General features: G+C 60.0%; 19 protein-coding genes. 10 read left to right on the top strand and 9 right to left on the bottom strand.

Annotated elements, in window-relative coordinates; all coding sequences use genetic code 11:
• Window positions 1-33 precede the first annotated feature (33 nt).
• Window positions 34-921 (top strand): DMT family transporter, encoded by an 888-nt coding sequence (locus ACM6IV_RS21835; protein WP_414871590.1) that lies wholly within the window; start codon window positions 34-36, stop codon window positions 919-921.
• A gap of 97 nt (window positions 922-1,018) precedes the next feature.
• On the opposite strand, the gene ACM6IV_RS21830 is transcribed toward ACM6IV_RS21835, so the two are convergent.
• The 3 genes from ACM6IV_RS21830 to ACM6IV_RS21820 form a co-directional block, all read right to left on the bottom strand.
• Window positions 1,019-1,897 carry an alpha/beta fold hydrolase gene (locus tag ACM6IV_RS21830; protein WP_414871589.1) on the bottom strand — a complete coding sequence of 293 codons (879 nt, stop codon included), beginning with the start codon at window positions 1,895-1,897 and terminating at the stop codon, window positions 1,019-1,021.
• Between the two features lie 91 nt (window positions 1,898-1,988).
• Entirely contained in the window at window positions 1,989-2,294 is a 306-nt protein-coding gene (locus ACM6IV_RS21825) for a DMT family transporter (protein WP_414871588.1), read from the bottom strand.
• Entirely contained in the window at window positions 2,295-2,933 is a 639-nt protein-coding gene (locus ACM6IV_RS21820; protein WP_414871587.1) for an FMN-dependent NADH-azoreductase, read from the bottom strand. It abuts the gene before it with no gap.
• Window positions 2,934-3,042: 109 nt separating this feature from the next.
• On the opposite strand from ACM6IV_RS21820, the gene ACM6IV_RS21815 reads away from it, so the two are divergent.
• Window positions 3,043-3,972, top strand: coding sequence for a LysR substrate-binding domain-containing protein (locus ACM6IV_RS21815; protein ID WP_414871586.1), 930 nt, complete (start codon window positions 3,043-3,045; stop codon window positions 3,970-3,972).
• Between the two features lie 90 nt (window positions 3,973-4,062).
• Window positions 4,063-4,596: a ferritin-like domain-containing protein gene (locus ACM6IV_RS21810; RefSeq protein WP_122606555.1), complete on the top strand. Its 534-nt coding sequence runs from the start codon at window positions 4,063-4,065 to the stop codon at window positions 4,594-4,596.
• 117 nt (window positions 4,597-4,713) lie between these two features.
• Here the strand turns inward: ACM6IV_RS21810 and ACM6IV_RS21805 are convergent, their stop codons facing one another.
• Window positions 4,714-6,789 (bottom strand): AsmA family protein, encoded by a 2,076-nt coding sequence (locus tag ACM6IV_RS21805; RefSeq protein ID WP_414871585.1) that lies wholly within the window; start codon window positions 6,787-6,789, stop codon window positions 4,714-4,716.
• 385 nt (window positions 6,790-7,174) lie between these two features.
• Between ACM6IV_RS21805 and ACM6IV_RS21800 the strand changes: the two genes are divergently transcribed.
• The 7 genes from ACM6IV_RS21800 to ACM6IV_RS21770 all read left to right on the top strand — a co-directional run bounded on the left by ACM6IV_RS21800 (window position 7,175) and on the right by ACM6IV_RS21770 (window position 12,454).
• Window positions 7,175-7,642, top strand: a complete 468-nt coding sequence (locus tag ACM6IV_RS21800; protein WP_414871584.1) for a hypothetical protein — start codon at window positions 7,175-7,177, stop codon at window positions 7,640-7,642.
• 154 nt (window positions 7,643-7,796) lie between these two features.
• The gene (locus ACM6IV_RS21795) at window positions 7,797-8,429 is read left to right on the top strand and encodes a TetR family transcriptional regulator (protein ID WP_414871583.1); all 633 of its coding nucleotides are present in this window, start codon (window positions 7,797-7,799) and stop codon (window positions 8,427-8,429) included.
• Window positions 8,430-8,730: 301 nt separating this feature from the next.
• The gene (ureE, locus tag ACM6IV_RS21790) at window positions 8,731-9,231 is read left to right on the top strand and encodes an urease accessory protein UreE (protein WP_414871582.1); all 501 of its coding nucleotides are present in this window, start codon (window positions 8,731-8,733) and stop codon (window positions 9,229-9,231) included.
• Window positions 9,228-9,902 (top strand): urease accessory protein UreF, encoded by a 675-nt coding sequence (locus ACM6IV_RS21785; RefSeq protein ID WP_414871581.1) that lies wholly within the window; start codon window positions 9,228-9,230, stop codon window positions 9,900-9,902. The genes ureE and ACM6IV_RS21785 overlap by 4 nt, the downstream gene beginning before the upstream one ends.
• 12 nt (window positions 9,903-9,914) lie before the next feature.
• Window positions 9,915-10,529, top strand: a complete 615-nt coding sequence (gene ureG, locus ACM6IV_RS21780) for an urease accessory protein UreG (protein WP_007979691.1) — start codon at window positions 9,915-9,917, stop codon at window positions 10,527-10,529.
• Between the two features lie 27 nt (window positions 10,530-10,556).
• The gene (locus ACM6IV_RS21775) at window positions 10,557-11,129 is read left to right on the top strand and encodes a HupE/UreJ family protein (protein ID WP_414871580.1); all 573 of its coding nucleotides are present in this window, start codon (window positions 10,557-10,559) and stop codon (window positions 11,127-11,129) included.
• 191 nt (window positions 11,130-11,320) lie between these two features.
• A complete protein-coding gene (locus ACM6IV_RS21770) occupies window positions 11,321-12,454 on the top strand; it encodes an AGE family epimerase/isomerase (RefSeq protein ID WP_414871579.1) in 1,134 nt (377 codons plus the stop codon).
• 95 nt (window positions 12,455-12,549) lie between these two features.
• On the opposite strand, the gene ACM6IV_RS21765 is transcribed toward ACM6IV_RS21770, so the two are convergent.
• The 5 genes from ACM6IV_RS21765 to livM form a co-directional block, all read right to left on the bottom strand.
• Window positions 12,550-13,455, bottom strand: coding sequence for a cation diffusion facilitator family transporter (locus tag ACM6IV_RS21765; RefSeq protein ID WP_414871578.1), 906 nt, complete (start codon window positions 13,453-13,455; stop codon window positions 12,550-12,552).
• Between the two features lie 175 nt (window positions 13,456-13,630).
• A complete protein-coding gene (locus ACM6IV_RS21760; RefSeq protein ID WP_414871577.1) occupies window positions 13,631-14,395 on the bottom strand; it encodes an SDR family oxidoreductase in 765 nt (254 codons plus the stop codon).
• An 840-nt stretch (window positions 14,396-15,235) separates the two neighbouring features.
• Window positions 15,236-15,952 carry an ABC transporter ATP-binding protein gene (locus tag ACM6IV_RS21755; RefSeq protein ID WP_414871576.1) on the bottom strand — a complete coding sequence of 239 codons (717 nt, stop codon included), beginning with the start codon at window positions 15,950-15,952 and terminating at the stop codon, window positions 15,236-15,238.
• Window positions 15,949-16,821, bottom strand: coding sequence for an ABC transporter ATP-binding protein (locus ACM6IV_RS21750; RefSeq protein WP_208938939.1), 873 nt, complete (start codon window positions 16,819-16,821; stop codon window positions 15,949-15,951). The genes ACM6IV_RS21755 and ACM6IV_RS21750 overlap by 4 nt, the downstream gene beginning before the upstream one ends.
• Window positions 16,818-18,119, bottom strand: coding sequence for a high-affinity branched-chain amino acid ABC transporter permease LivM (livM, locus tag ACM6IV_RS21745; RefSeq protein WP_414871575.1), 1,302 nt, complete (start codon window positions 18,117-18,119; stop codon window positions 16,818-16,820). The genes ACM6IV_RS21750 and livM overlap by 4 nt, the downstream gene beginning before the upstream one ends.

Below are 18,119 nucleotides of genomic sequence, written 5' to 3'. Positions count from 1 at the left end.
AATTGCCCTTCATCAACGTAATGGTTTCAACTCATGCAATACGCATTTCCGCTGCTGGCGATTTTTATCTGGGCTGGCAATACAGTGATCAACAAACTCGCGGTCGGGGCGATTTTCCCCGCCGAGATCGGTTTCTACCGCTGGCTGCTCGCCGGTTTGCTGTTCACCCCGTTCATGCTCAAAGCGGTGATCGCGCACTGGCCGCAGATCCGTCCGAACCTGGGCAAGATTTTCATTCTCGGCGTGCTGGGCATGGCGGTGTATCAAAGCCTCGCCTACTTCGCCGCGACCCTGACTACCGCCACCAATATGGGCATTATCCTGTCGCTGATGCCGTTGATGTCGCTGGCCATGGCGATCATCAGCCTCGGCCAGCGCCTGACCGCCGGTGCCTTGTTCGGCGCCGTGTTGTCGTTTGCCGGTGTGCTGGTGGTGGTGTCGTCCGGCAGCCTCGGCGCGCTGCTGCAGCACGGCGTGAACATGGGCGATGCGATGATGCTGATCGCAACCCTCGCCTATGCGATCTACAGCACGTTGCTGAAAAAATGGCAGCTGCGTCTGCCGCCGCTGGTGTTGCTGTATTTGCAGGTGCTGGTGGCGATTGTCGTGCTATTTCCGCTGTATGCCGCTTCGCCGAAGACCGGTTTGACGCTGCAGAACATTCCGCTGGTGTTGTATGCGTGTCTGCTGGCATCGATGCTCGCGCCGCTGGCGTGGATGCAGGCTGTGCAACGCCTGGGGCCGAGCCGCACGACGTTGTTCTTTAACCTGCTGCCGTTGATTACCGCGCTGATTGCGGCGGTGGTGTTGAAGGAACAGTTGGCGATGTATCACCTGGTCGGCGGATTGCTGACCTTGGGCGGGGTAATTCTTTCCGAGCGCTGGACGACCGTGTTGGGCCACCGAATCAGCGTTGCCTGACCTGGCCCCATCGCGAGCAGGCGAAGGCCTACATTTGGAATGCGTTCCCCTGTAGGAGTGAGCCTGCTCGCGATGAACGATAGCTCGGTCTTACAGGTTAAAGCCCGGCAGCCTCAAGCCGTGCCGCATGCTCGACAAACAGCCGCACCGGATCCGCCCCTTTGCCGACCAGTCCCAGCGACTGATTGACGATGTCGAAATGATCCAGCGGATAGTCATCGCCAATCACCGTGCCGAGATGCGAGCTGTAGCGCCCGACCATCCCGTCACATTGCCCTGGCTCACGCACGAAGGTTTTCGCAAACAACCGGCAGCTGCGATTGGTCCCGTCAAACAAATTCCCGCCGCGATCGGTCTTGCCCGGCTGCAACGTCCCCGACCATGAGTAATAACGCACGCCGTTAACTTCCTCCGGCCCATGCCCGCCCCACGTCTCGGGCAAGCCCTGTGGATAACGCTGATTGAACAGCGCCACACCCTCAGTGGTCAGCGATTGGTGCGAGGCGTGAATATCCACCGGCAGTTTCGGCCCTTGATAGCCGGTTTCCAGCAGCGCCATCAGCCATCCGACAATACGCAGCAACACCTCAAGCAAACGGCCCTTGGCGCTGTCCGCCGGGTAATGTTGTTGCAGATAGTCGGCCAGTTCCGAGCCATGATTCGGCCCGGCCACCGACGTCACCGAGGCCACCAGATCCGGCCGTTTCGCCGCCGCATAGCGCGCTGTCAAGGAACCCTGACTGTGGCCGAACAGGTTGACCTTGTGCGCCCCGGTCTCGCGCAGGATCTCATCGATCCGCGCCAGCAACTGTTCGCCGCGCACCTCTGTTGAGTTGAGCGGCGACACCTGCACCGCAATCACAGTCGCCCCACCCCGGCGCAGCGCTTTGATGATGCCGTACCAGTACGGATAGAGAACCAGCCGGATAAACCCGAGCATGCCGGGCACCAGCACCAGTGGATAACGCGTCGACATGAGCAAACATCCTTGTGGTCGGTGAGTGGATGCCAGACGTGCAAAACGCTCGCCAAGCATCCTCCCTGATGATGACAACTCAACGACCAGCCTACTTCAGGCCCACCACCCCCGCCACAATCAGCCCGACTGAAACCAGTTTGACCAGCGTCAGGCTCTCACCGAGCAAGGCAAAACCGAGGAACACCGTGCCCAGTGAGCCGATCGCGGTCCAGATCGGGTAGGCAATGCTCACCGGCAATTCGCGCATCGCCAGGGTCAGAAAGTAGATCCCGCCGATCGCCGCGACCACGGTGATCAACGATGGCCAGAGCCGGGTAAAACCTTCGGCGTACTTCATGCCCATGGCGAAGGTCACTTCAAACCCGGCGGCGACCAGCAGGAACAGCCAGGCCACCTAGAACTCCCGGGCAAGGCTGAGCAGACGTTGCTCGGCCTCTGCAACGGACACCGCGAAGGTGCGTTCGGCGGACTCTTCGCCCTCGGCCGCAACCACGCTGACGTCGTTGATGCCGATAAACCCCAGCGCCGCACGCAACCATGGATCAGCGTGGTTCAAGGTTTCCAGCTCACCACCCGGTCCGAAACCGAAACCACCGCGACTGGTGACGATCAACGCCTTTTTGCCCTGCAACAGCGGGGTGTATTGCGCGACGCCATTGTCCAGCGTGTGGTCGAAGGTCAGGCCGAGGCGTACGATCTGATCGACCCAGGCCTTGAGGCCGCTGGGCACGCTGAAGTTGTACATCGGCGTGGAAATCAGCAGCAGGTCATGCTCAAACAACTCGCCGACCAGTTGATCGCTCAGGGCCAGATCGGCCTGCATCGACAATGGACGCGCGTCGGGTTCTGGATAAAACGCAGCAGCGACAAAGGCCTCGTTGACCGCCGGAATCAGCGCTCGGCCGACCTCGCGGCGGGTGACTTGCGCCTGTGGATGGCGCACCTGCCAGGCACTGAGAAAACTTTCCGCCAAGCGCCGCGAGTGCGAACGGTCGCCACGCGGGCTGGCATGAATCGCAAGAATTCTGCTCATCTGTAAATCCTCGGGACTAGAATCAAACTGCTTGTGGCTTCCAGCTTGCAGCCCGCCTATGGTTCTTCTCAAATGAGCAAAAATCAGTCGGGATGAATCCATTTCATCCATGGAGTTTTCAATGTTCGCCTCGCTTCCGCTGACCGCCCTGCGCGCCTTTGAATCGGCTTCACGGCTGCTCAGCTTTAAAGCGGCCGCCGAAGAACTGTCGGTCACGCCGACCGCGATTTCTCATCAAATCCGTTCGCTGGAAGACTGGCTCGGCGTCGCATTGTTTGAACGCCTGCCGCGCCAGGTGCGCCTGACCGAGGGTGGCGAACGTCTGTTTCGCAGCCTGCACGGCGCGCTGCTGGAGGTGGCGCAAAGCGTCGACACGCTGCGCCCGCAACGCAGCGGCAGCACGCTGACGCTGTCGACAACCGCAGCATTCGCGGCGCTGTGGCTGGTGCCGCGCCTCGGGCGCTTCTATGCGCAGCATCCGAACATCAACGTGCGCCTCGATACTCACTGCGAAGTCATCGATCTGCATCAGGACGCCAGTGTCGATCTGGTCCTGCGCTACAGCCTCGACGATTACCCGAATCTGTATGGCCTGTGTCTGTTCGATGAATCGTTCGGCGTGTACGGCTCGCCCGAGCAAGCGGCGCTGGCCTCGCGACGCACACCCACGTTGATCAGCGTGCGCTGGCACAACTCCAAGCTCTACGCTCATGGCTGGGAAGCCTGGTGTGCCAAGGCCGGCGAAAACTGGTTGAACCAGCAACCGGCCATCCGCGAATACGATGAGGAGCATTACGCCCTGCAAGCGGCAATCGCCGGGCAAGGGCTGGTGCTGGCGAGCAATATTCTGGTGTCGGAGAGTGTCGTCAGCGGTTTGCTCGTGCCATACAAGGGTGAGGTTCAAGTCGATGGCGCCGGCTACAGCGCTTTGTGTGTGCCGGGGCGCGAACGGCATCCACCGGTGCGGGCGTTTTTTGCCTGGTTGCGCGAAGAAGCGCTGCTCTCGGGACTGGCACCCAGGTCGCCGCAAATCGGGTAAAACTTTTTGCAACGCTCATGACTCACAGCTTAGGTAGCGACCGCGTCCGCAGAACGTGGCGACAATCGGATTAGCCTCCAGGAGATCGAAATGAGCGACGACCTGCATCTGTCAGATGTTCAAACCTTGCGCGACCGTGCGCGCCAACACGTCGAGAACGGCGCCGTCACCGAAGGCTACAGCGCCGACCGTGAAGAGGTGCTGCGCTTGCTCAATGAATCGCTGGCCACTGAACTGGTCTGCGTGCTGCGCTACAAGCGCCACTACTTCATGGCCAACGGCGTGAAAGCCCACGTGGCCGCCGAAGAGTTTCTCGAACACGCCACCCAGGAAGCCCAGCACGCCGACCGCCTGGCCGAGCGCATTGTGCAATTGGGCGGCGAGCCCGAGTTCAACCCCGACATGCTGTCGAAGATGTCCCACGCGCAGTACGTGGCCGGCAACACCCTCAAAGAGATGGTCTACGAAGACCTCGTGGCCGAGCGGATCGCCATCGACAGCTACCGCGAGATCATCCAGTACATCGGCGAGAAAGACCCGACTACGCGGCGTATTTTCGAAGATATTCTGGCGCAGGAAGAAGAGCATGCCGATGACATGGCTGACATCCTGAACGACCTCTAAACCTTCTAAACCGCCTTCGCGAGCAAGCTCGCTCCCACATTCGACCGCATCCACCTGAAGGAATGCGGTCCCCTGTGGGAGCGAGCTTGCTCGCGAAGAGGCCCTTACGGGCACCGACTATTGGGTGGGTTTGACGGTGACGGGTGCTTTGCCCGCCTTCATCTGTTCCAGCAACGGCGCACACTGATTCGGCTCACCGCCACTCGGCGCTACCAGCGCCAGCAGCCCCGCCGCCGGCGCGGCGATCACACCCAGCGCAACCATCCCCGCCCCACGCAGCATCAGTGGCACGGCCTTCACCCCGGCATCCGGCTTGATGAACTTGCCGCGCACGTACAACGGCGAACGCAGGGAAATCAAACGCCAGCCTTTGGATTCCGGGGTCACCGTCAGATCCAGTTGCTCGGTGGCCATGTTCGCCGTGCCGTCGATATAGATGATCGCGTTCTCGGTATCGAAGACAAACAGCTGCGTGGTGGCCAGACCAGTCTTGATGTCGAAGTCCGCCGCCGCGCAATTGATCTTCACTTCCTTGTCGCCAAAGATCTTGCCGACCACATAGTTGCCGACGTTGAGCCCGGCCAGTTCCATCAGCTCACGGCTGATCGCGCCATCGTTGATCAACATCTTCAACTTGCCGTTGGCCCCGCCCAGCAGCTTGGCCACCGAGTTGCCACGACCCGTGATATCGGCGTCACCGTTGAGCTCACCAAAACTGGTTTTCATCGGTTCAAAGGTCGGGAACAGCTCCTTCAGCTTGAACCGTCGCGCGGTCAGTTTGGCCCGACCTTCGAGCGGCTCGGTGCGACCGTTGAGGCGAATCTGTGCATCGAGATTGCCGCCAGCGACGCCGAAGCGCAGCGGCTCCAGGCTGAGTTCACCGTCGTTGAGTTTCAGGTGGGTATAGAGGTCGTTGAAGGGCAGCTTCTCGCTGTGGACGATGCGCTTGCCGGTGAACTCGACGTCGGCGTCCATCGCGCGCCAGCGATCAGTCTTGAACTCTTCCACCGGCAGCACTTTATCGGCCGGCTGTTTGCTTTCGCCGCCACGAGCCTTTTGCTTGTCATTGGAATCGGCACCGATCAGCGGTGCGAGGTCAGCGAACAACAGTTGATTGGAGAGCAGCGCGCCGCTGAGTTTCGGCCGTGGCTGGCTGGCGACGTAGGTGAGGTCGCCGTGGATGTCGCTGCTGCCGATCTTGCCGTTGAACTGCTCGTAGGTGAATTTCGCCCCGGCTTCGTCGTGCAGCTTGGCGATCAAATGGCCGTCGGTGGAGTACGGTGGGGTGTCCGGCAGGGTCACCCCAGTCAACGGATAAAGGTTGCCGAGGCTGGCGCCGGCGAGTTTCAGGCGCAGATCGAGGGCGCCGAGGTTGAGCGGATCGGTCAGCGTGCCGGCCAGTTCGATGCTGGTGTCGCCGATCTTCGCCTGGGCCTGCAAGGGGAATGGCTTGCTCGCATCCTGCAAGGCGAGCAGACCGCCGATCTTGCCCTGACCGGCCAGGTTCTGGCCGTGGTATTGGCCTTTGACCTTCAAGGCAAATGCGTAATCCTGCGGTGCGCCGCCCTTGTCCTGCGCAGTCTTCGCCGCTTTGGCACCGACGATGTCGCTGTACGGGATCGGCTTGCCCAGCGGATCGATCAAGACATCGAGGTTGGTCTTGAGCGTCTGATCGTCAAGCGTGACATGGCCCTTGTCGAAACCGATGGCGCCGATATCGACCACCCAATTTGACGGCTCAGCGTTCGGATCCTTTGGATCGAACTTGAACAGCCAGTTCGCTCGACCATCGGCCAGGCGCTGCAATTCGGCGTTGGGTTCGGTCAAGTCGATGCGCGGAATCACCACCCGCTGCGCCAGCAACGCCAGCGGCGAAATGCGCAGTTCAACGCGCTTCAGGGTGACCATTTGCGGCTTCTTCGACCAGTCCGGGTTGCCCAGGCTCAAATCCTCAGCGACCACGTGCGGCCACGGCACCCACGCACGCCAGCCGCCCTCGTCCGGCTCGCGCTGCCAGATCACCGCGAGGTTGCCGTTGATGGCAAACGGTCGGTGCAGTTCTTCCGAGACTTTGGCGTTGAGTGGCGGTTTGATCCGGTTCCAGTCGAAGAACACGATGATCAACACCAGCACGGCCAGTAGCAGCACGAGGATGGCGAAGGTCCAGCTGAAGATTTTTCCGGTGCGCGTCATGCACAAAGCTCCTGATCACGACCGCACGCAAAGACTGCGGCGCACGGTTGAAACGGCGGGCCAAAGCGGCCCTCATGAAATCTACGACTGGCAAACCAGCCGCAGGTTTAATCGAAAGGCCGATGACCGCGCAAAAAATCGCGCGAAATCTGACCAAACAGTCGAACAGTGTTACCGCGACCCGCACTTTTGCGAGGCGCGAGTGAGTCGAAAATACCCACCCCGGTGCAAAACCGTCGCCCGCAAAGGCCCGTTCTAGAGCCTCCCGGCAGAACAATCAATTCTGTTGATTATTACCATTGCGTTTATGAACTTTTATATCGACTTATCGAGAGTAGCATTGCCCTCGTACCCACTTTATCGCCCTCCCAAGGAGCAACCCATCATGAAACGCCAATTACTGCTCAGCCTTACCCTGTCGATGCTAGCCAGCACTGCTTTCGCCCTGCCCGCTGCCGATCAGGCGACCCCGCAAGTGAAATCCAGCCACACGGTATTCAGCCAGACCGTAGCCGCTGATGGTTCTGACCGTACCCCACAAGGCCAGACTCTGGCTGAAGGCGGCCGTGAACGTCTGGAAGAGAAAGGCCTGGTTCAAGACGGCTACGACAAGACTCCACAAGGTCAAACCCTCGCGTCCGATGGCAGCGATCGCACGCCACAAGGTCAGACCCTGGCATCTGACGGCACCGAACGCACCCCACAAGGCCAGACCCTGGCTTCCGACGGTAGCGAGCGCACGCCACAAGGCCAAACCCTGGCTGACGACGGTTTCGACAAAACCCCACTGGGTCAAGCACTCGCCGAAGGCGGTGGTGACCGTGTCATCGAACGCAACAGCAAATTGAGCTAAGCCCATGGCGGCCGCGAAAAAAAGCCCAATCACCGGATTGGGCTTTTGACTTTTCTGGCTGATGAAATCTCTTGCTCCACGTCCTCCCGTTCGACGCCGACAAAGCCGATTTGCTAGAGTGCGGCGCTTGTCCTGCCAAAGAACACACCCTGCGATGCTGCCCCGCGCCGAACAGAAACAACAGACCCGCAACGCCTTGATGGACGCTGCCCGCCACCTGATGGAAAGCGGCCGAGGATTCGGCAGCCTGAGCCTGCGCGAAGTGAGCAAAACCGCCGGGATCGTGCCCACCGGTTTCTACCGGCATTTTGCCGATATGGATGAACTGGGCCTGGTGCTGGTCAGTGAAGTCGGCCAGACCTTCCGTGAAACCATCCGCTTGGTGCGTCACAACGAATTCGTCATGGGCGGCATCATCGATGCCTCGGTGCGGATCTTCCTCGACGTGGTCAGCGCCAATCGCTCGCAATTCCTGTTTCTCGCCCGTGAACAGTACGGCGGCTCGCTGCCGGTGCGTCAGGCAATCGGACGGTTGCGCGAGAACATCAGCTCCGACCTGGCGGCCGACCTGACGATGATGCCCAAGCTGCAGCATCTGGATGCCGAGGGCTTGAGCGTGATGGCAGATCTGATCGTCAAATCGGTGTTCGCCACCCTTCCCGACATCATCGACCCGCCCGCCGAAGCCCTGCCGGAGCATTTGACGCCACAGGCGAAGATCACCCAGCAGCTGCGCTTCATCTTTATCGGGCTTAAGCATTGGCAGGGTTTGGGCAGTACCGAATAACCTTCCTTTATTTCAGCCCAGACCAAATCCCCTGTGGGAGCGAGCTTGCTCGCGAAGGCGTCGTGTCAGCCAACTTCTAAATCACTGACCCACCGCTTTCGCGAGCAAGCTCGCTCCCACATTTGGTTCGGTGTCACAGCCTCCATTTGGTGCATTAAAAAATCTTCACGCACCAAAACATTCCAAAATCCCGCAACATCTTGAAACATCCACTACGCTCCGACAGGGATTTCCTACATCCCGCCCGATTGGCAAGGCCCTTGCTCTAGCCTGAGTATTGTCCATAGCTGGAAGTTTTCCGATGCTGGTGATTCACCGCAGAATCGACCCTCAACCCGTCTGGGCCGCCGAGTTGCACCTGACCTTCGAAGCACGGAGCAAAAGCCGTTTGCGCTGTTTCAGTGCCGAAGGCGAAGACGTCGGGTTGTTTTTGGAGCGCGGTCAGTCGCCGCTGTATGACGGCGAATGCCTACAGGCTGAAGACGGTCGCATCGTCCGCGTCTGCGCCCACCCCGAGCAACTGCTGCACGTCACCTGCGCCAATGCCTTCGAACTGACCCGCGCCGCTTATCACCTGGGTAACCGTCACGTTGCCCTGCAAGTCGGCGATGGCTGGCTACGGCTGCTCGACGATTACGTGCTCAAGGCCATGCTCGAACAACTGGGTGCACAGGTCGAAGCGATCAAAGCGCCCTTCCAGCCCGAGCACGGCGCCTACGGCGGCGGCCATCACCATTCACGTCACGGCGACGAAGACTTCAACTACGCGCCGAAACTCCATCAGTTCGGCGTACGCCTGTGAATCCGGCCTGGGCGCTGCTGCGCCTGGCCAGTCCGCAATTGCCGATTGGCGGCTACAGCTATTCGCAAGGCCTGGAAATGGCTGTGGATAACGGCCGCGTGAACAATCCGGACTGTGCGCGGCGCTGGATCAGCGATCAGTTGTTGCTCAACCTCGCCCGCTTCGAAGCGCCACTGCTGCTCGCGCATTGCCAGGCGGCGGCGGATGAACAGTGGGCCGAGCTGCAGATCCTGTGCGAAAGCCATCGCGCCAGCCGCGAGACGCGCGAACTGCATCTGGAGAGCCGGCAGATGGGCTATTCGTTGCAGCAGTTGCTCAATGGTTTGCCGGAACTCGACGCAGCCGCTCGCGACTTTCTCGATCAATGCCCTGAACCGCATCTGGCCCTGTGCTGGGCGCTGGCCGCGCGAGCCTGGGGCATCAGCCCACAAGACGCCCTCGCCGCGTGGTTGTGGAGCTGGCTGGAAAACCAGCTCGCCGTATTGATGAAAACCTTGCCGCTGGGTCAGCAAGCCGCCCAGCGCCTGACCAGCGAACTGTTGCCACTGCTGCAACAGGCGCAGCTGGACGCCAGCCGTATTGATCCCGACCACATGGGCAGCGCCGCGTTCGGCCTGTCCCTGGCGTGCATGGCCCATGAGCGCCAGTACAGCCGCCTTTTCCGTTCTTAGGAGAAACACTTGATGAACACACAACCTCTGCGCGTCGGCATCGGCGGCCCGGTCGGTTCCGGCAAAACCGCGTTGACCCTGGCTCTGTGCCTGGCACTGCGCGAGCGCTACAACCTCGCCGTGGTCACCAACGACATCTACACCCGCGAAGACGCCGACTTTCTGGTGCGCAACGAAGCCCTCGCCCCGGAGCGGATCATCGGCGTGGAAACCGGCGGCTGCCCGCACACAGCGATCCGCGAAGATGCCTCGATCAACCTTGAAGCGGTGGATCAACTGAACCGGCGCTTTCCGGGGCTGGATCTGATTCTGGTGGAATCCGGCGGCGACAACCTCTCGGCGACCTTCAGCCCGGAACTGTCCGACCTGACCATCTACGTGATCGACGTCTCGGCCGGCGACAAGCTGCCGCGCAAGGGCGGGCCGGGGATCTGCAAGTCCGATCTGCTGGTGATCAACAAGATCGACCTGGCGCCGCTGGTGGGCGCCTCGCTGGAGATGATGAACAGCGATACCCAACGCATGCGCAACGGCAAGCCGTTTGTCTTCAGCAACCAGAAAACCGGTCAGGGCCTTGAGCAAATCATCGCCTTCATCGAACGTCAGGGCCTGCTGACCGCAGCCTGATTCACTGCTCAACAAGGAAGCTTATTCATGACTCTTAAACGCATTCTGGGCGCCGTGGCGCTGCTGCTGACGCCGGCTCTGGCCTTCGCTCACCCGGGGCATGGCGACAGCGGTCTGGTCGCTGGTATCAGCCACCCGATTGGCGGTCTCGACCATTTGCTGGCGATGGTCGCTGTTGGCTTGTGGGCCGCGCAGCAGCAAGGCGCCGCGCGCTGGGCGCTGCCGTGCACGTTCGTCGGCACCATGCTGATCGGCGGGCTGCTTGGCTTTGAGGGGCTGGAACTGCCTGCACTGGAGAGCGGGATTGCCGCGTCAGTGCTGGCGTTAGGCCTGGCAGTGGCGCTGGCAGTGCGTCCGCCGCTGGTCATGGCGGTGGCGGCGACGGCGCTGTTTGCGTTGTTCCACGGTGTGGCGCATGGCCTGGAGCTGCCGGAGATGAGCAGTCCTTGGGCGTATGCGGCAGGTTTCGTCGCTGCGACGGCCGCACTGCATGCCGCTGGTTACGCGGTGGTGCGTTTCCTGCCTCAGGCGGCTGCACCGTTGGTGCGCCTCGCTGGTGCTGCCTCGGCAGTGACCGGTGCCTGGTTGCTGGCGGGCTGATCTCTATTGTTTGAAAGGGCCGCTTCGCGAGCCAGCCCGCTCCCACATTTGACCGCATTTCTCCTGATGGAACCGGCTTAAATTGTGGGAGCGGCTTGCTCGCGAAAGCGGTCTGACCGACACCGCCTCTCTCAAGCGGTGCTCTCTGCTACCATGTCGCGCAATCGCCCCAGCCGTGACGACGTCCGACCATGCCCCAAGCTTCTCGCTCCACCTCCCTGCCTGAATTGACCGCCCTGTTCGGCGCTGTGCAACAGCACTTCGTCAACGTGATCGTGCCGCTCTGGCAAGGTCCGGGCTGGAACGCCGACATGGCGTTGCCCTACGAGGCGCTGGACGCCACGCACCAGCCGCTGCCACCGCAGCGCTATCGGGCAATGGCCTGCGCGCGGCAGCTGTATCTGTTTTCCAGTCTGATCGGGGTTGTGGATAACGCTGACGTACGTGCCGCGGCGCTGTTCCGCTCCTTGCAACGGCACTTTCATGATGCCGAGCATGGCGGCTGGTTCTACAGCATCGACGCGCAGGGCAAGCCGCTGGATCAGCGCAAGGACCTCTACACCCACGCTTTTATCCTGTTTGCCTGCGCGCATTACTGGGGAAAGTCCGGCGATTCGCTGGTCGAGTCGACGCTCAATGCAGCGCTGGAAATCATTGGCCGACGCTTCGCCACCGGCGATGGCCTGTACGAAGCCTGTCTGGAACGCGACTGGACCACCCTGCAAACCGGTCCCCTGCAGAACCCGTTGATGCACCTGGCCGAAGCCTTTCTCGCCACCCTCGCCGTGCGCGAAGATGCCCAGACGCAGAAAGCGCTGTGGGAGTTATGCACAGCCATGCACAAGCAATTCGTCGATCCGCAATATGGCGTTTTGATGGAGAAACCGCTCGGCGCTGTGGATAACTGGTACGAGCCGGGGCATCAGTTCGAATGGTATTTCCTGCTCGAGTCTTCATCCCCGCTGCGCGGTTCGAAACTGCACGCGGCGCTGGACCGGGCGTTTGCCTTCACCGAGCAATACGGTGTGGTGCAGCCCTCTGGCGCTGTGCGGGCGATGCTTGATCTGGAAACGGATGGACGCCCGCGAGATTCGACTCAGCGGATCTGGGCGCAGGCGGAATATCTGCGCGCGCTGACCTTGCGTCAGGGCAGTGAAGCGGCAGTACTGCACCAGTTGCAGGCGTTGCAGCAGCGGTTTCTGCATGCAGGTGGCTGGCATGAGTGTCGGGATGAATTGGGCGAGGTGAGTCGCAAGGACATGCCTTCTACTACGCCGTATCACCTGGCGACTTGCTATAGCGGCCTGGCTGAATATCTGCGCTGACTGACAAATAGCTTTCGCGAGCAGGCTCACTCCTACAGGGCAACGCATTTCAAATGTAGGAGTGAGCCTGCTCACGAATGGCCGTTACGCGGTCGCTAGGCGATCCACTTCTTGTCCCCGGTAAAGCTGATGGTCAGCCAACGCGCCGCATCCGGCTTGCCCAGCTTCGCGGAAATCTCCTCGCGCAAGGCATCCAGCTGTCCGACATTGCCCAGCGCGTAATCCGCCGGCAACACCACATGAATCTCGATAAACCGCGCCCGCCCGTGCTTCTGCACGTAGGACACGTAAGCGTCGAAACCATGTTGGGCTTTCGCCGCGTCCATCACCTGGCGCACCTGATCATCCAGCGTGTCCGGGGCGATCCCCAAAACATCGCGCAGCGCCGGGCCAAGGATCTTGAACGCCGGTGGCAACATGGTCAGTGCCAGCACGATCAGGATCAGCGGATCGACATACACCGCCCATTGACCATAGCCCTGAGACTTGAGCAGCAGCGCCGCAAGGAAACTGACCAGCAGGCCGACGGACAGCATCGCGTCCACCAGCCAACTGATGTTGTCGAACTGGATCAGGCTGGACTTGAGCGTGCGGTTGCGGTGGCGCACGTAGAAGAAGTAGGCGAATTCGACAACGGTAAACACCGCCGCATAAATGATCACCAGCCCCAACTCGATCTCACGGCCACCGTTGATGATGCCGAACACGCCGTTGAGAAACGCGTAGATCGCGATCAACATCAGGAAACTGCCTTCGATCAGCAGCACCATCGGCTCCAGGTGCCAGAAACCGAACTGGAAACGGTGGTTGTTTTCCTTGGCGATCAACTTGGCAGTGATCAGCATCAGGACTTTGATGAACGTTGCGATCAGCGAGAAAAAACCATCGAACAGGATGGATTGCGAACCTGAAACAAAACCGGTGACGATCCCGGCAATCGCCACGGCCAACATCAGAATGGTCGATTGTTTGAGCAGTGCCTGCTCACCTCGGTTACTCACTTTGACTCCTCGAAAAACCTTGAAAACCGCAGGGTGCGGTTGGGTTGTTGCGAGGGGAGTTTACCTTATCGGGATTTATTGCCTGTGACGGCCCCTTCGCGAGCAAGCTCGCTCCCACATGAGACCGCGATCAAATGTGGGAGCGAGCTTGCTCGCGAATGGCTTCGGCGCGGTCTTAAGCCTTGTTCCGCTCGATGGCAAAACCCGCCCAGGTCTGGCTGACCGGCATCAATTCCAGGCTGTTGATATTGATGTGCGCCGGCGTATTCATCACCCAGAAAATCGTCTCGGCAATGTCTTGTGGCTGGATCGGCTCGGCACCGGCGTAAGTCGCGTTGTAACGCTCCTGATCGCCGGCAAAACGCACCAGCGAGAACTCGCTTTCACACAGACCCGGCTCAATGTTGCTGACCCGCACACCGGTGCCCTGCAAGTCGCAGCGCAGGTTCAGAGAGAACTGTTTAACGAACGCTTTGGTCGCGCCATACACATGGCTGCCCGGATACGGATAGTTACCGGCGATGGAGCCGAGGTTGATGATGCCGGCGCCACGGCCATGGGCGATCAGGCGCGGCAGCAGTAAACGAGTGGCGTACATCAGGCCTTTGACGTTGGTGTCGACCATGGTGTCCCAGTCATCCAGGTCGCACTTCGGTGCCGGGTCTACACCCAGCGCCAGACCTGCGTTGTTGATCAGACCGCGCAGTTTGGCGAACGACGGCGGCAGGTTGGCAATCGCCTCTTCCATCGCCTTGCGATCGCGCACATCGAGTACCAGGCCATGCACTTCGGTCTGCTTCGACAGTTCGGTGCACAGGGCGCTCAGGCGTTCTTCACGACGGCCGGTCAGCACCAGTTTCCAGCCAGCCTCGGCAAAACGGCGGGCACAGGCTTCACCAAATCCGGACGTCGCGCCGGTGATAAACAGGGTGTTGGACATCGTGTTCTCCTTGCTTCGGCCGCCACGGCAGCCCCTGGAATAGAAAATCAGCAGGCAGCATGCCCGCCCGCGCATTCACGGGCAACACCTTCAAGCTGTATAAAAAACAACCAGACCTGGCAACGTCATAGCCACCGTGGCCTGTAGCCATGTGCACGCATGTTATCCACAGTCCCTTCCACAGTTTCCGGGGGCAAGTTCAAACGCGCAAAGCCGCGCCGCACAAGGCTTTGCGGGCGAAATAGAAAGTTTTTTGCTTGACCCTGAAGTGGCAGATGTGCGGCACATGGCATTCTGCACGATCGGCCCGTCAGCGCAGTGATTGCGCGAGGCCAGTAATTACGGCCCTCAGCGCAGTCTTTCCAGAGTTTAGTCACAGACTTATCCACAGGCTTGTTCACACGGAATGACCGGCGAGGCGTTACCCAAAAAATGGTTGACAACGACGTCTTCCGCTCCCGCAAAAATGCCTGATCAAAAATCAACCACACCCTTGCAGGCCACGTTCTACAAGGCGTCCAGCCAGATACACCCACGTTATTCACAGCCAGCTCCACAGTAATCGGGGACAAGTCAAAACTGTGGAAAAACAGCCATTTGCAGCGTCTATATGTCGCGCATTGGCAGCTCGGGGAATTTGTTTTCCACAATTCTGAAATCCGGCGCGGATCAACCGTAGGAGTGAGCCTGCTCGCGATTGCGGTGTATCAGTCAGACAATATTTCGACGGATAAACCGCCATCGCGAGCAGGCTCACTCCTACAGCGGTTTGCGGTGGATCTGAGAGATAAAAAAACCCCGACATTTTCGTGTCGGGGTTTGTGGACAACTTATGAAGAATCAGTGCCCGCCCAGATAGGCGTTACGCACCTCCTCATTCACCAGCAATTCCTTGCCGGTGCCTGTGAGGCGAATCTCACCGTTGACCATCACATACGCGCGGTCAGACAGCTTCAACGCATGGTTGGCGTTCTGCTCGACGAGGAAGATGGTCATCCCGGTTTTCGCCAGTTCGCGCAGGGTTGCGAAGATCTGCTTTACCACAATCGGTGCCAACCCGAGGCTAGGCTCATCAAGCAGCAGCAGTTTTGGCCGACTCATCAATGCCCGGGCAATGGCGAGCATTTGCTGCTCACCGCCAGACATGGTCATCGCCCGCTGATTGCGCCGCTCTTCAAGCCGTGGAAACAGCTCGAACATGCGTTGCATGTCCTCTTTGGCGTACTTGTCGCCAATCGGGATGGTGCCCATCAGCAGGTTTTCCTCGACGGTCATGTCGGGGAACACCCGCCGCCCTTCCGGCGACTGCGCAATGCCATTGGAGGCGATGTAGTGCGAAGACTTGTGGGTAATGTCGATGCCTTGGTAGAGAATCTGCCCGCCCGCCGCCCGTGGCTGGCCGAAGATCGACATCAGCAGCGTCGATTTGCCGGCACCATTGGAGCCGATCAGGCTGACGGTTTCCCCTTCATTGATCTGCAGCGAAACACCTTTGAGGGCCTGGATCGGACCATAGAAGACGTCGAGGTCTTTGAGTTCGAGGATCGGTTGGGTCATGCCACTTCCTCTTCATCGGCGCCCAGATAGGCCGCGATCACTTTCGGATCGTTGCGGATCGCTTCAGGCCCGCCCTCAGCGATGACGATGCCGTGGTCCAGCACCACGATGTGATCGGAAATGCTCATTACCATGCCCATGTCGTGTTCGATCAGCACCACGGTCAGATCGTGCTCGTCGCGCAGCAGCCGGATCATCGCGCTCAGCGCTTCGGTTTCCTGAGGGTTGAGGCCGGCGGCCGGTTCGTCGAGGCAGATGATCTGCGGCCGCGTGCACATGGCCCGGGCGATCTCCAGACGGCGTTGCTGGCCGTAGGAAAGCTCACCGGCGAGACGATTGGCGCAGTCCACCAGATCGACCACTTCCAGCCAGTAGAACGCGCAGTCCAGCGCGTCGCTTTCGGCCTTGCGATAGCCCTTGGTGTTGAGAATGCCGGCGAGCATGTTGCGATTGACCCACATGTGCTGGGCCACCAGCAGGTTTTCCAGCACCGACATTTCCTTGAACAGACGAATGTTCTGGAACGTCCGCGCCAGGCCTGCCCGGTTCACCAGGTGCGTGCCGCCGAACATCTTGTAGTACAGGCGACTGAGGAATGATTTCGGCGAGACAAAATCCGTCGGTTTGAACGACTCGCCCAGCAACTGGATAACGTTGGTCTGCTGGCCGCGCACATTGAGTTCGATCTTGCCGCCCGAGGCCTTGTAGAACCCGGTCAGGCAGTTGAACACCGTGGTCTTGCCCGCGCCGTTGGGGCCGATCAAGGCGAAGATCGAGTTGCGTTTGACCTTCAGGCTGACATCGCTCAAGGCCTTGATGCCACCGAAATGCATCATCAGTTTTTCAACAGAGAGTACGACTTCACTCATGGCGCAGTCCTCTCATAGTGAATGGCACCTTTGCGTGGAGTGACCCCGGTACGGCTGATGCGAATCAGCCCGCGTGGTCGCCAGATCATCATCAACACCATCAGGATGCCGAACAGCAACACGCGATATTCGGCGAAGCCACGCAGCAGTTCCGGGGCAACCGTCAGCACGAACGCGGCGATCACCACACCGATGGTCGAACCCATGCCGCCAAGCACGACGATGGCGAGTATCAGCGCTGATTCGAAGAAGGTGAACGAGGTCGGGTTGACGAAGCCTTGATAGGTGGCGAAAAACACCCCGGCGAGACCTGCGGTCGAGGCACCGATGGTGAACGCAGAGAGCTTGACCAGTACGTGGTTGAGGCCCATCGAGCGGCAGGCGATTTCATCTTCGCGCAAGGCTTCCCAGGCGCGGCCGACCGGCATCTTGACCAGACGATGCTTGATGTACAACACGGCCAACACCACGAGGAACAACACCGCGTAGATGAAGTAGTACTTCACGTCCGGGTTGTAGGCGATGCCGAAGAACTCGTGAAACGGCACCCCGCCATCCTTCGCCCGTTTGCCGAATTCCAGACCGAAGAACGTTGGCAGTGGCGCCGGCATGCCGTTCGGGCCGCCGGTCAGGGACAGCCAGTTGTTCAGCACCAGACGGATGATTTCACCGAAACCCAGGGTCACGATCGCCAGATAGTCGCCATGCAGACGCAACACCGGGAACCCGAGGATGCAACCGGCCAGCCCGGCAGTGATCGCCGCCAATGGCAGCACCGTCCAGAAGCCCAGACCGAGGTATTGATAGCCCAGGGCCAGACCGTAGGCGCCGATGGCGTAGAACGCCACGTAACCGAGGTCGAGCAGACCGGCCAGACCGACCACGATGTTCAGCCCCAGCCCCAGCAGCACGTAGATCAACCCGAGGATGACCACGCCGAGCAGATAGGAGTTGGAAACAAACGGCACGATGACCGCCAGCACAATCATCAGCGGGATGATCCAGCGCAAACGTGATTTGTGATCGGCAGGCAGCACATGCACACCGGAACCAGTGCTCTCGAAGCCGTCGAGAATTTTCAGGCCCTTGGGTGTTTGCAGGAACAGGCTGAGGGCAAAGCGACCGACCATGACAATGCCGATGATCCAGGCCACGCGGGTCGGTTCGAGGTTGAAGCTGTAACCTTCGAGCACGACGCCGACAATCGGGCCGAAAACGATCAGGGCAATCAGGCCGGCCAGAATCGCCTCAACCAGGCTTTTTTTGATATCAACGCTTTTTTGAGTGGTTGAAGACAT

Source organism: Pseudomonas sp. IT-347P (assembly GCF_949768005.1).
In the GTDB taxonomy this organism is placed as follows: domain Bacteria; phylum Pseudomonadota; class Gammaproteobacteria; order Pseudomonadales; family Pseudomonadaceae; genus Aquipseudomonas.
Note: the sequence above shows the minus strand (reverse complement) of the source record. Positions and strands in the feature narration are given on the sequence as shown.